We start from the raw sequence: 12,623 nt of genomic DNA on the forward strand, positions 1-12,623 counted from the left end.
GCCTTGGCGTTCTTGGCCGGTCGAAACCGGAACCTTGCTCCGAAAGCGTGGCAGACACTCGCCATTCGCTGCCGATCCTGCCTGTGGCCTTTCCCTTTCGAAAGCGATCAGGAAAGTCGTGCAGGGTGCAGCCCTAGGGCCGCGGTTCGGCAGACAGCTCTTCTTACGTCGGTATGAACCGAGTCAAGTTCGCGGGTTCGGTAGGTCATCTCAGCGTCCGCTCAACATCGCGCGGACACACCCCGGAGCAGCAGGCAGTATACCCCTGCCCCGCCAACGCCGTCTTTTCAGGCGGAAAGGTGGGCGGCCCGGACGGATTTTGAACTGACGGGCCGAAGGTCAACGCGCCATTCCGTAGGCCCGCCGCGCCGACTTGACCCGCCCCGCGCTTTACACCTGCACGACGTTCGGAATCTGCACGTCCGGATTCACGTCGGCGTTGTAATCCACGCCGTCGATCTCGAAACCAAACAGACGCAAGAAATCCTTTTTGTAGCCCGCAAAATCCGTCTGGGTATAGATGGTCTCGGTCGTGACCTCGTCCCACAGCTTCTGCACTTCTTCCTGCACCGCCGGATCCAGTTCCTTGTAATCCGCACGCAAACGGCCTTCGTCGTCCAGATGCGGCGCGTTGCCGTACAGGCTGTCCTTGTACAGACCATACACCTGCTCGATGCAACCTTCGTGCGTGCCCTTGGCCTTCATCACCTTGAACAGCAACGACAGATACAGCGGCATGACCGGGATGGCCGAACTGGCCTGCGTCACCACCGCCTTCAGCACCGACACCCGCGCGTCGCCGCCTGTGGCAGCCAGCTTCTCGCGGATGCTCAACACCTTCTGGTCCAGATCCTTCTTGGCTGCGCCAATCGAACCGTTCCAGTAAATGTCATGCGTGACCTTCTCGCCCAGGTAGGTGAAGGCCGTCGTTTTCGCGCCGTCAGCCAGCACACCGGCTTCCTGCAACGCATCGATCCACATCTGCCAGTCCTCGCCGCCCATCACGGCCACCGTGTCGGCGATCTCCTTGTCGTTTGCGGGCTCCAGCGTCACGTCCTTGACCACTTCCTTGTCGGTATCGATACCGCGCACCGTGATGGCCTTGCCCACGGGCTTCAAGGTCGAATTGAAGACCTCACCCGTCTTGGGATGCGTGCGGCGCGGCGACGCCAGGCTATACACCACCAGGTCCACCTGGCCCAGGTCTTCCTTGATCACGTCTATCGTGCGCTGCTTCACGGCGTCCGAAAACGCGTCGCCATTGATGCCGCGTGCATACAAGCCCTTGGCCGTCGCAAACTTTTCGAACGCCGCCGTGTTGTACCAACCCGCCGTGGCCGGCTTCGATTCCGTGCCGGCGCGTTCAAAGAACACGCTCAACGTGGCTGCGTCCGACCCGAAAGCCGCCGAAATCCGCGCCGCCAGGCCATACCCCGTCGACCCGCCAATCACCAGCACGCGCTTCGGCCCATTGGCGATCGGACCCTGAGCAGTCACGTAATCGATCTGTTCCTTGACGTTGGCTTCGCAGCCAACCGGATGGGTAGTCACGCAGATGAATCCACGCACGCGCGGTTTGATGATCATGGGAAGGCCCTTTTTATCTGGAATGCCGGGCTCGCCGTGGTGGCGAGACATGCGGGGCATTGTAAATGACGAGGGCGGCTCGTAAGCCGCCCTTGATTTGCGCCGGGAAGGGCGCGATGGATGGGTGTGCCTCAGGGGCACAGAGCGAGCCGACTGAATCCGACGACCGCCGACCTGCGCACGCTAACCGCGCTGTTTAACCCCCGTGCTTACTTCGGCGCCGGCGCCCCAGCCAGGAACCACCGGCCCAACAAGGCACGCTCCTCATCCGTCATGCCGGTCGCATTCGCCATCGGCATCGTCTTCTGCACCACCGCCTGCTGATACACCGCCTGCGCATGCGACGTCAGCGTAGCCGGCGTATCCAGCTGGATACCCTTGTTCTGCACCACCGCGTTATGACACATCGCGCAGCGCTGACCGATAATCTGCTGCACCTGGGCCGTATCCGCTTCCGTGAATGCCGTCTTGGCCGGCGCAGGCGCTGTGACGGAAGCCGGCGCAATCCACACCGCAATCGCAATAATCAGCGCCACGCCCGCAATCGGGTATCCAACCTGATTCACACCCTTGTGCCGCAGCACAAAATACTGCCGAATCAGCGCGCCTGACAGCATCAACACGACAAGCACGAGCCAGTTATGCTTGGCCGAATACACCATGCTGTAGTGGTTCGACAGCATCGCGAAAATGACCGGCAGCGTGAAATACGTGTTGTGAACGCTTCGCTGCTTGCCCAGCTTGCCGTAGATCGGATTGACCGGCTGCCCCGCCCGCATCGCCGCCACCACCTTGCGCTGCCCCGGAATGATCACCATCAACACGTTTGCGCTCATGATCGTCGCGATCATCGCGCCCGTCAGCAGAAACGCCGCCCGGCCCGAAAACAACTGACAGGCCACCCACGACGCCAGCACGATAAACAAGCTGACCGCGATCCCCACCTTCAAATCGGACCCTTCTTCGGTCCCGGCGATCGTACAGATGACGTGATAGACCACCCAGCCCACCACCAGCATCGCCAACGCCGCACTGACCGCCGCGACGGGGCTCCAGTCGAACACGTTCTTGTCGATCAGGTAGGTCTGCGCATTGAACAGGTACAGGGCAATGAAGAGCGCAAAGCCCGACATCCACGTGAAGTAGCTTTCCCAATAGAACCAGTGCAGGTGCTCGGGTAGCTGCTTGGGCGCGATCATGTACTTCTGGGGATTGTAGAAACCCCCGCCGTGGACGGCCCACAGCTCACCCGACACGCCCTTGTTGAGCAGCGCCGGGTCCTGCGGCTTGAGGAGGCTGTTGTCCAGCCAGACGAAGTAGAAGGAAGAGCCTATCCAGGCGATGGCCACAATGATGTGGAGCCAGCGCAGCAGAAGATTGGCCCAGTCAAGAACATAGGCTTCCATGCCGATCCTGTCTGAGAGTCAATCGCTCACCACTGCGGGCGCTGTGAGCTGGATAGGTCGCGCCGAAGGTTGAAGCGCCGCGGCGACCGGGTACACGCAACTGCAATCAATGATCACTTGCGCTTCATTCGAGGTCGGCTCAGATCATGACGTGAGGTTGTGCCGGTGTCAATGTCGCGCCGGGCTAAGGCCATATTACTGTGGGACGCCGTCGACATAGGCTTGAAGCACGAACACTCAACAGATGAACCCTTAACAATAAAGGTCAAGGGGGCGATAGGTCGGGGCGCTCTCTACAACTCTTGAACTGCATTGCTACAGAGGCCCTTTCCGAGCCCAAGCGGCTCGATGAAGCTGCAAAGATCTATAAACCGCCAATCTACGCTTTTGCAATGCCGCTCAAAATGAAAGTGACATGGGGCTGGCGCTTGATCTAATCACAAAGATCCACCCACGCCTGTCATTGCAGCGGCGGTTGGCGGCAAATATCTAAGCCCAGTCCATCTGTACGTCTCACAAATGTATTGTGTGCGATTCCTTAATCAGCCTGAACGAAAACCTGTCACTGAACTGGTAATTTCAGCCCAAGCTTCTCTGCGGTCAAAGGGCCGACGATTCCGTCAGACACCAAGTCTACTGAAGCTTGGAAAGCGCCAACTGCAGCTAACGTCATTAACCCAAACTCGCCGTCAACTAGGCCAGGATCAAAGCCTTTAGATTTGAGGGCGCGTTGAAGCTGCAGCACCAGATCACCCTTCGTCGTCGGTGACTGAAAACTAAGCATAAAAGGCAATTGAACGAACGGAGCTTCGAAGCCAGTCGATTCATAAGAAAGCTCAGGTATTTTAACCACGTAATGCCATAGTCTTCCGCGGACAGTACCCTGCCGCACATTCAAACCTTTGCCTGCTGCCTCGATGGTCTTGCCGAAACCATCCGAAACGGCCACGTGCCCCATCTTTCCCAAGGTCGGAGGCCTCCGGACCAGAACAATGCCTGCGGTATGAGAGGCCTCATCTTCCGTACTAACTTTTAGAAGACCCCTGTCAATATCTCGCACCCAAGCTCCCGAGTATGCCTCGGCAATGGAAGGGTTAGCTTTATTATCGACACAACCGTAAATCTTTCCGACTGTCTGATATGCCAACCAAGATGCAAACTCAGCGCAGTCCCACGGCCCGTGCCATCCAGAGTTATCCTTAGGCACCAGAATATTTAGGTACTGCTCACCGATCCTGGTCTTAGCAAGGGCAGCAAGCTGCGCTCCAGTAGGCATTTCGCTCTCCTAAATCTCTAATTTGGTTGATCATTGGATGATGAACGCAATTCTTTGGAGCGTGTGGACTTAGGAATAGATTTATTGCACAAACTGAAACGTTCAATGAACTTTATGACAATGAGGTGAGATTGTCACCTCATCCATCTGGCGTAACTTCTTTCACGAACGCGCCAAGCTACAGCAAGATGCATGTCGCAAGCTCACCACAGACATCCATCCCATTCTCGAATCGGTGCATTGCACTAACAAACGGCGCGGGATACGGCTTGGGGAGAGTCGATCCCGGCCCATGCGTTGTCCAACCAAAGACCGTACTGCCATCAATCAAAGTAATTATCATCCATCCGTTTGATAGGCAGCACTCCAAAGTTCTGAGAATGTGCGCCAAATAACTCGGTCTCAACTCGGAGTCAAAATGGACATTCACCACGACCACGTAGTCCACTCCAGAAATGGTGTACTAGGCGACGGTGTAACCAGTCTGATCGACGCCGAGAGAATAGCTGAGCAGGCCTATCGCACAACTTTAGCTGGCGGAATTGTTTGGCACACGCACGGTGGTTTAGTGGATCGACAGACTGCTACCGCTATCGCGACTAGGCTTAGCGACACATATGAAAGTGCGGGGACATATCCAATCTTTTCGGTATGGGAAAGCGGCTTCTACGAAACGATTAGAAATAATCTCCAAGATGTACTACAGGATAAGGTTTTCCGTGAATTATTCAAAAAGGTCAGTGAGTGGGTGTTGAAGAAAGGCTCTAGCTCCATTGCTACAAAGGGGTTTGGGGGAAGTGTTGCAGAGCGTCAATTAAGGAGCGACCTCGACGATTGGTTCGATGGCAAGTCTTCTATAAACCCGTTTATTAACGAATCGCCCCCTGCAGACACAGTCCCCAGAGATTTAGGCTTCGACCAAATAGAATTGTCGTCAGCTATAGCTTCCGAACTAGAAATGGACGATTCCTTCCAAGCAACAATAGCAGGGTTGGCCATTACTACTAATCGCGTGACTTTAGACAAGGCGCGCAGTCTGGGTGTAGAGCCTGTAGCTGTAAATTGCAAGATCGATAAGCAAGCTCTTGACGACTTGCTCGCCGAAAATCCCCAATCAACGAGAGGTGGAATCTCCTGGCTTTCTGTGGCAACGTTTATCGCGAAAGTAGTCATAGCTGTTCTAAGACGGTACCAACAAGATAAAGATCACGGAGCGTACACGACTATAGTTGAGGAAGTTCTAAGAGCAGCTTACCTAGACCGCGCAGGGATCTTTATCTGGAACCAAATGAAACGCGACGCATCTATCGACTCGTTTAATAATCCAGGAGGCGCTGGGGAGCATATTCTACAGACGTGGAGAAAACTAGCAGATTCGGGCGAAATTCCGCCGAAGATTACGCTAGTTGCGCATAGCACCGGGGCAATCTTTGTCAACGCATTGATTGCGCGTTCAGCGGAGCTCCTGCCACATTTAACCTACGACGTCATTATGCTTGCGCCTGCGTGTACAAGTTTCGACTTTGCTACGATGTACACCGCACACTCTAGCAAAATAAATCGCTTTCGAATTTTCGGTATGAGCGATGAACTTGAGCGGAAGGATCAATTAATTCCTATTATATATCCACGCTCACTATTATATTTTGTCTGTGGTGTTGTCGAGTCGGAAGTAGATATTCCTCTATTGGGAATGCAACGTCACTTGAGTATTTCACTAAACGACAACGCGCCGTATCTAACCAACATCCGGGAGATACTATCTGATCAGGGAAATGCTGTTTGGTCCGTGAGCGAGACCAACGATGGTCACAGAAGTGGCTCAGTTTCTCACGGAGATTTCGACAATGACGCAACTACGCTCGCAAGTGTCGTCCATATAATTTCGTCGGGATTTTAATTATGGATGAAGACTACGCAATTCTTGTTGGCATTAGCTGGTACCCCGCCGGAAACTTTGCTGAGTTAAGCGGTCCACTTAACGACGTCGCCCTGGTCGAGAAATGGCTTGGCGAATCCGGATTGCTTCCATGTAACATAATAAAAATTACTACTCCGCGTGAAATTCCAGCAGATTTCGACAAATATGCAGCGCCACCGATCGCTGATGATTTTGACCATGTTTTTAGGGCTATGCTGGATCGACGCATGGCTATGCCTGATCGCGTTAAGGGTCGGTTGTATCTCTATTTCTCGGGACACGGATTTAGCAGCAAAACTCAAGATCGAGACGCAGAAGGCGCGCTTTATTGCGCCAATGCCACACGTATTGCATACGAACACATTTTCGGTACGCATTACGCGAGAATCGCAAAGGCTTGGGCTCTTTTCGCCCAAGTCGTTCTCATAATGGACTGTTGCCGCGACTCCGAATTTATAAGAACTCCAACGCCTAGACCTTACAGGGACACGCCTGACGACGCGTTATCCGCCGACGTTCCTCTGCTATCAATCTATGCAGCCCCTAAGAGCGGGAAAGCTCAAGAGCGACCAATTGAAGAAAGAGGCAATAAAGTGCACGGTTTGTTAACACATGCACTGTTCAAGTTACTTGAGGAACTCCCTGCTTCAAGTCAACGGGGTATAGACGCGACAGAGTTGAAGGCCAGGTTACTTGAAAGCTGGACCGAGATTTCAGGCAGTAATGCAGCACCGCGTCCAGAGATCTATTTGCCTGCAAACGGAACAATCTATTTTTCGACAAAGAATAAAGGAAGCGCGGTGACATTTGTGTGGGCGGAAAACGCGGCACCAAGCAACCTTCAATTAATCGATAGTGGAGCGAAAATTATTGGAGTATTTGCACTTGACGACTCTGGGACTTTCTCGACGACTCAGAACGGCCCTGTGCTTAGTTACACTCGAGAAGCCAATGCATGGACTCTCAGACTGACGCCAGGCTTATACGAATACAAACATTCCGATAAAGAAGCGATCTCTTTCCGCGTCGCTGGAGGGAACCGCCGTGTCGAACTATGAAAGGGAAATTGTTGTTCAAACGAACAATCCTCAGGCAGAACTTCTAATTCTCGATAGCAACTTCAGAATAGTTGGAAGAGGTATTTCACCCCTAGGTCTCACTTTGCCCCTAGGGTTGTACGCGGCGAAGTCTAAGGTAGGAGTTGACGAGTCCGAAACGCTTGTACGAGTTGGCCAGGGAGCGGGCCCATATACGATAGATGTCCCCTCGCCGTTGTTCGACAGCCCAGTTCCGCTGTCTGCGACGTCGACAGCACACGACAATCATGTAGAGGCTGTGAACAACCTACTCAAGCATGAAAATGCAACTCTGAGACTAGGCACTGGGAGTGAAATCGCAATTTGCCTTCGGGATCCACAACGTCGTAACTTCGAACGCAATTGCGACGATTTCGAATATGCTTCGTACAGATCAAGCTTCGAAGGCTTTCAAATTTTTAACTCGCATGGCGACATGATTGCAGATCTCAGCCGTGATGGAACCTTTGATATTTTACAGGGCTTGCTTACATTAACGCTTTTCGTCGATGAAGGCGCATATGTGCTACGTCATACTCGACAGGGCCATTCACTGTGTTTGTCGATACCTGCTTCGAGGGGCTGGACCCTACAGTGTTATATCAATTTAATTGTTGACCCGGCTGAAATGAAGCTAGTGCCTGACTTAACTGACGTGTCGATTTCATACGGAATGATGGGTAATGGATTTGACCCTAATGCCAGTGCCCCTGCACACCTGGAAACACTTCGGAAAGAAATGCTTGAGGGTCGCCCTCAAATATCGACATTTCATACAGAGCACATTTTCAGCAGTGAATTTGAAAACCCGATGTTTGGTTTGTATGTATTACAACTTCTGTTTGCCCAGTCGAGTTCGGATCGACGGCTAATAACACGGGTTCTAGAGAAGATTGCACGCCTGCTGGGTCCAATGCATCCCGACGTGGTTGCAATGTCACTCCACTATATGATTATTTATGGATCGTCGTACAACCCAGAGAGATCGACAAGCTTACATGAAGAGTTAGGTTTATTACGCGGCCCCCCTATCCTGATGGCTAGTTGGGACATCCTATTGCGCGCTGCCGCGCTCAATCCTGAGGCCTTAGATTCAGATTCAATATTTGCCTCCCCTAAAGAAATAATCTCCTCGGGTTTGTTTTTAAAGTGGGTAATTTTTCATGACGACTCAAGTTGGAACCATATTGTTCGCGAAAGCCTCGATCTCCTGCTGGAGTCATTTGATTCAGATATTTCGGATAACGCGGCCGTCAAAGACGTTAGGCGAACCTTTAAGCGACTTTTTATTCTCGCTACAGATACGGCTGCATCAGCTGTCGAAGTCGTTAGGTATGCTCGGAGCAAAGATCCGTCACTCGACTCGAACGGCAACCTCATAGCGCCGATTGCCACAGATAGGATATATAACGCCTCGGACATGGCGTTTGCGCTTCGCTGTGTTGCTGGGCTATACGAATGGGCCGAAATCGTTCCGACATTCCGGGGACGTGCAGGTTGGTTGCGGCGATACAGTGGCTTAGAAGGAGACTTACTTTTCCTCTTTAGAGACCTTGCTGCTGAAGCTAGTGCAATCGAATTACTGGATAGTCGTTACGTCGATAGATTGCTCGCAGCGCGTCGGGTGCCAATGCTGGTCTTGGCTGCAGCGATCTCCAATCTTGATCTATGCGGATGGCTTGCGAGCAAGATTATGAAACGACTGAGGCAAACGCCGGTTTAACGCTATCAGGTCAAGCGGTATCGTTGTGAATGCGAGTATAAATCTAGGTAAGAAAGTTATAATTCTGCATTAGTGGCGTGAAACACCGTATGCCAATGTGATTGGCACTTGGACCCGCAGTAGATCTAAGGAAGTTGATTCTTTTTCAGCACCTTAGCCCGCCGCTTCTTCGCCCAAATCACAATCCCCGTCACCGACAGCATCGCGACGATCAACCCCATCAGCGACATCATGATCCGCCCAGGCATCCCAAGTATCCGCCCGGAATGCAGCGGAAACTGCAACTGCACGAACACATCGGCCACCGTTCCCTTCCACGGCTGGTTCTCGCTCAGCACCGCGCCGCTGTTCGCATCCAGATAAAGATTCGACAGGCCCATCCCGCCTTGGTCATGATCGCCACCGGGATGAAAGAACGACACGTTATAGAACCCATACCGCCCCTCGTAATACACCCCGCCCGGCGGCGTGGCGAAGCCGCGTTCCTTGGCGGCCACTGCGGCCATGGGTACCACCTGCGCGAAACTCAGCTTGGGTTCGATAAACGTCCCTAGCGGCGCCATCGTGCGTGTCTCATACGGCCCAGGGGTAGTTTTCGAAACCAGCGACAGGACCGGATAGAACACCTCCCGGTACAGATTCAGCGAGAACGAAGTAAAGGCCACCACGATGATGATCCCCCACACCCAGAGCCCGCCTGCCCGGTGCAGGTCGAAGTTCAGCTTGTAGCCCCCTGCCCGCCACCGCACCATCCACGCCGGTTTCCAGCGTTGCCACCACGTCGCGGCATCACGCCGATGGGGAATTGACGGCAACCGCAGTTTGCGGGGCGTGGTCAGGTAGAAGCCGACGAAACTGTCGATCAGCCAGATCAGCGCCACCGTCCCCATAATCCAGTAGCCAATGCGGTCGGTGCCCCACATCGTGGGGATGTGAAGGCTGTAGTGCACGGTCCGCAGGAACGGCATGAGGTTTTCGCGGGACAGGGACACGGCGGTGGTGTCGCGCTGGCCGGCGATTTTGCCGGTGACGGGATCGACGAAAACGGCGTTGTAGCCGAGGGTGTAGGGGGCGCCGGTGGCGGGGTCGACGCGCGGTTCGACGAAATAGCCGGCGGTGTGGCCTTCTTCGAAATTGAGGGCCACGTAGGTGACGCGGGCGCGGGGGTCGGCGGTTTCGATGGCGGCGGCGAGTTCAAGGGGGTCCTTGAATTCGCCGCGGCTTTCGGTTTTATAGAGGTCCTCGTTCAACCATTCGTCGAGTTCGTGGTCCCAGGAAGTAATGGCACCGGTCAGCCCGGCGACGATGAGGAATAGCGCAACCGTCAGGCCCGCCCATCGATGAATAAGGGTCAAGGCCCTGCGCATGCGTCAAATTTCCTTTAGAAGTCGATCGTGCCGGTCAGCATGAAGGTACGCGGAGCGCCCAGCACGAGATATCCAGAGCCAGGATACCCGCCAACCGAGGCCCAGTAATTCTTGTCGAACAGGTTGTCGACGCGGGCGCGCATGGTCAAGGTGCGGTTGTTGCCGATATCAATCAAATACCGCGCGCCCAGATCAAAGCGGGTCCAGGATGGGACGCTTTGGGTGTTGGCGGCGTCGGCATATTGTTTGGACGTGTATACCATGCGCGCGTTGACGGCCAGGTTGTTCACGCCGGGAATGTCCCATTCCGCGCCCAGGTTGAACTGGCGTTTGGCGACGCCGATGGCGTCTTTGCCATTGGTGATGCCGTCTTGCGTCTTGGTTTGTTCGGCGTCGAGCAGGGTCAGGCCGCCCAGCACACGGACGCCGCGCACGGGCTGGCCGAATACGGAGAGTTCCAGGCCGCGGTTGCGCTGTTCTCCATAGGGTCCATAGACGGCAAAGGCGCCGGTGCGTTCGAATGCGGTGATGGGTTTGTCAGTCTGGAAGAACGCCAGGTTGCCGCCTATACGGCCGCCATCGTATTTGACGCCGATTTCTTTTTGCTTCGACTTGTAGGGCGAGAAGATCTGCCCGCCGTTGGTGACGGCCAGGCCGCCCGGCGTGGTGGTCGGTGCGACGTCGCCGCGGACCAGGCCTTCGATGTAGTTGCCGTACAAGGACGTGGCCGGTGTGAGCTTGAAGACGATGCCGGCGATGGGCGACGTCTTGGATTTGTCGTAGCTGCTTTCCTGGAAGCCCGTGTTGACGTTGTAGGCGTTCTGCTCGATCGTCTGGCGGCGGGCGCCGACGGTCAGCAGGGCGCGGTCATCGAAGAACGACAGCGTGTCGGCGATGGCCACGCTGCGGGTTTCGACCTTGTTGGTCTGGACCGGATCGCTCAGCAATCCGCCCACAAGCGCGTTGGCGACCGGTGCGGCTACATTGATCGGCGAGTACAGGTTGCTGGCGAAGCCGCCAAAGTCGGAGAACGCATACGCATTGCGTTCACGGCCGTTGTAGGTGGCGACCGATGCAACCAGTGTGTGGCCGACGCTGCCGGTGCGCAGTTTGGCGCGCAGGCCGATTTCGCCGGTGCTGATGCGGTCTTCGCGGTGGTTGTCGAAGCGGTAGGCCGTGGTGTCGCCTGCCGCGCTGGTGACGGTGGGGTTGGCAAGCGAGTTGGTTTCGCTGCCACGACGCACGCCGCCCGCGGCCCAGGCCGTGACGGTGTCGGTAATGTCGTACTCGCCCCGCACGGTGGCGAACAGGTTGCGTTCCTTGGAATAGGTCCAGGGTTGCGCGAAGTTGGACGATGCATCCGGCGCGCGCGGAATCGGCAAGTTTGCGCCCGGCGTGACGCTGGGGCGGCCGTTACGCAGATCGTTGTTCTGGTAGCCCACGTCGGCCGACAGACGCGCCCGGCTGCTGCGCCAATCCAGACCGACGCCCATGGCGGACAGTTCGCGGTCTTCGCCGCGCACGCCGGTGCCGCCGTCGCGGCGTGTGCCGTACAGCCGGATGCCCATGCTGTCGTCAGGACCAAAACGCCGCGCAAAGTCGAACTGCACCGATTTCTGGCCCCCGGTCTGGATGCCGAAGCCGACCCGGTTCAAAGGTTCGTTGGGCGCACGTTTGGGCAGCAGATTGATCGCGCCGCCAATGCCGGACCCTCCCGGGGCCGCGCCGTTCAGGAAGGTGTTCGCGCCGCGGAACACTTCCACACGTTCGAAGAATTCGGACGAGATGTACTGGCGCGGCAACATGCCGTACAGGCCGTTGTAGGCCACGTCGTCGGAATAGACCGGGAAGCCGCGCACCACATACAGTTCCTGGAAGTTGCCGAATCCCCTTGCGGTGCGCACCGACGGATCATTGAGCAGGACATCGGCGACGCTTTGCGCCTGCTGGTCCTGGATCAGTTCGCTGGTGTAGTTGGTGCTGGAGAACGGCGTGCCCATGTAGTCCTGGTTGCCCAGGATGCCGACACGGCCGCCGCGCGCGACCTGGCCGCCGGCGTAGGCTTCGGGCAAGCCTTCGGCCGACGCATCGGCGCTGGCATTGACGTTGACGGTGGAGAGTGTCGTGGCGGAAGCCGCCGGGTCGGCCGGGGAGCCGCCAGCGGTCTGGGCGTACGCGCCCATGGATTGCAGTGCGAGCAGAGTGGCCAGCACGTGCGGGCGGTAGGCAAAGCGGCGTTGAGGCATGACACGGTCCACAGGGAACGA

General features: G+C 55.7%; 8 protein-coding genes and 1 riboswitch. Of the genes, 3 read left to right on the forward strand and 5 right to left on the reverse strand.

Going from position 1 to position 12,623, the window contains the following annotated elements; all coding sequences use genetic code 11:
- Positions 1 to 143: 143 nt before the first annotated feature.
- Positions 144 to 255, reverse strand: a riboswitch (TPP riboswitch).
- 135 nt (positions 256 to 390) lie between these two features.
- The 3 genes from fabV to ACNANG_RS02890 all read right to left on the reverse strand — a co-directional run bounded on the left by fabV (position 391) and on the right by ACNANG_RS02890 (position 4,269).
- Positions 391 to 1,587: an enoyl-ACP reductase FabV gene (gene fabV / locus ACNANG_RS02880; RefSeq protein ID WP_420225912.1), complete on the reverse strand. Its 1,197-nt coding sequence runs from the start codon at positions 1,585 to 1,587 to the stop codon at positions 391 to 393.
- Positions 1,588 to 1,796: 209 nt separating this feature from the next.
- Positions 1,797 to 2,993 carry a urate hydroxylase PuuD gene (locus tag ACNANG_RS02885; RefSeq protein WP_420225913.1) on the reverse strand — a complete coding sequence of 399 codons (1,197 nt, stop codon included), beginning with the start codon at positions 2,991 to 2,993 and terminating at the stop codon, positions 1,797 to 1,799.
- A gap of 562 nt (positions 2,994 to 3,555) precedes the next feature.
- Positions 3,556 to 4,269 carry a peptidoglycan-binding domain-containing protein gene (locus ACNANG_RS02890; RefSeq protein WP_420225914.1) on the reverse strand — a complete coding sequence of 238 codons (714 nt, stop codon included), beginning with the start codon at positions 4,267 to 4,269 and terminating at the stop codon, positions 3,556 to 3,558.
- Between the two features lie 418 nt (positions 4,270 to 4,687).
- On the opposite strand from ACNANG_RS02890, the gene ACNANG_RS02895 reads away from it, so the two are divergent.
- The 3 genes from ACNANG_RS02895 (at position 4,688) to ACNANG_RS02905 (ending at position 8,989) form a co-directional block, all read left to right on the forward strand.
- A complete protein-coding gene (locus ACNANG_RS02895; protein ID WP_420225915.1) occupies positions 4,688 to 6,169 on the forward strand; it encodes a hypothetical protein in 1,482 nt (493 codons plus the stop codon).
- Between the two features lie 2 nt (positions 6,170 to 6,171).
- Entirely contained in the window at positions 6,172 to 7,248 is a 1,077-nt protein-coding gene (locus ACNANG_RS02900) for a caspase family protein (RefSeq protein WP_420225916.1), read from the forward strand.
- 277 nt (positions 7,249 to 7,525) lie between these two features.
- Entirely contained in the window at positions 7,526 to 8,989 is a 1,464-nt protein-coding gene (locus tag ACNANG_RS02905) for a hypothetical protein (protein ID WP_420225917.1), read from the forward strand.
- Between the two features lie 125 nt (positions 8,990 to 9,114).
- Here ACNANG_RS02905 and ACNANG_RS02910 read toward each other — a convergent pair whose 3' ends face one another.
- Entirely contained in the window at positions 9,115 to 10,356 is a 1,242-nt protein-coding gene (locus ACNANG_RS02910; RefSeq protein ID WP_420225918.1) for a PepSY-associated TM helix domain-containing protein, read from the reverse strand.
- 14 nt (positions 10,357 to 10,370) lie between these two features.
- A complete protein-coding gene (locus ACNANG_RS02915; protein WP_420225919.1) occupies positions 10,371 to 12,602 on the reverse strand; it encodes a TonB-dependent receptor in 2,232 nt (743 codons plus the stop codon).
- Positions 12,603 to 12,623 lie beyond the last annotated feature (21 nt).

This window comes from Pigmentiphaga litoralis, from assembly GCF_048632615.1.
In the GTDB taxonomy this organism is placed as follows: domain Bacteria; phylum Pseudomonadota; class Gammaproteobacteria; order Burkholderiales; family Burkholderiaceae_B; genus Pigmentiphaga; species Pigmentiphaga litoralis_B.

Excerpts from the sequence above, each read along its gene's own strand:
- fabV (WP_420225912.1), bottom strand. The coding sequence starts at position 1,587 with ATGATCATCAAACCGCGCGTGCGTGGATTCATCTGCGTGACTACCCAT.
- ACNANG_RS02885 (WP_420225913.1), bottom strand. The coding sequence starts at position 2,993 with ATGGAAGCCTATGTTCTTGACTGGGCCAATCTTCTGCTGCGCTGGCTC.
- ACNANG_RS02890 (WP_420225914.1), bottom strand. The coding sequence starts at position 4,269 with ATGCCTACTGGAGCGCAGCTTGCTGCCCTTGCTAAGACCAGGATCGGT.
- ACNANG_RS02895 (WP_420225915.1), top strand. The coding sequence starts at position 4,688 with ATGGACATTCACCACGACCACGTAGTCCACTCCAGAAATGGTGTACTA.
- ACNANG_RS02900 (WP_420225916.1), top strand. The coding sequence starts at position 6,172 with ATGGATGAAGACTACGCAATTCTTGTTGGCATTAGCTGGTACCCCGCC.
- ACNANG_RS02910 (WP_420225918.1), bottom strand. The coding sequence starts at position 10,356 with ATGCGCAGGGCCTTGACCCTTATTCATCGATGGGCGGGCCTGACGGTT.
- ACNANG_RS02915 (WP_420225919.1), bottom strand. The coding sequence starts at position 12,602 with ATGCCTCAACGCCGCTTTGCCTACCGCCCGCACGTGCTGGCCACTCTG.